General features: G+C 68.3%; 1 protein-coding gene. It reads left to right on the top strand.

The genetic code is table 11. From position 1 onward, the window contains the following. Positions 1–317: CDC27 family protein (locus AUL32_RS24310; RefSeq protein ID WP_244498046.1), on the top strand; the 317-nt coding region annotated here is incomplete at its 5' end. Between the last annotated feature and the right edge of the window lie 147 nt (positions 318–464).

Raw genomic sequence — 464 nt, 5'->3', positions numbered from 1 at the left:
CGGCCCCGCGCGAGAAGGTCAAGGTTCGTCAGGTCGGCAAGCGGGGCGGCGGCGGGCGGGACAAGTTGCTCGCCCAGGCGCAGAGCCAGTTCGACGCCGGCGACTACAATTCGGCACTGGCGACGCTCGACCAGCACGAGAAGACGCACGGCCACAATCGCGGCGCCGAGATCCTGAAGGGTTGGACCAATCTGAAGATGAGCCGCTATTCCGAGGCGCGCGCCATCTTCAAGGCCGAGGATAAGCGTGGTTCGAGCCGCGACACCCGCTTCGGCATCGGCGCGACCTTCAACTCGCAGTACAATAGCTGGCGCTGAGCAAGACCCCGAGACGCCCGGTCTCCCTCCCTTCGGGGAAGGGGCCGGGCGTCGCCCGCCCTCAGCGGGCCCGCATCGCAGCCCCGCGCGTCTCGATGGACGCCGCCGTTTCCGCGCGCTCCAGAAAGGCGAGGCTCGCCTCCAAAA

Origin of the sequence: Aureimonas sp. AU40 (assembly GCF_001463785.1) — a bacterium.
Classification (GTDB): Bacteria; Pseudomonadota; Alphaproteobacteria; order Rhizobiales; family Rhizobiaceae; genus Aureimonas.
Note: the sequence above shows the minus strand (reverse complement) of the source record. Positions and strands in the feature narration are given on the sequence as shown.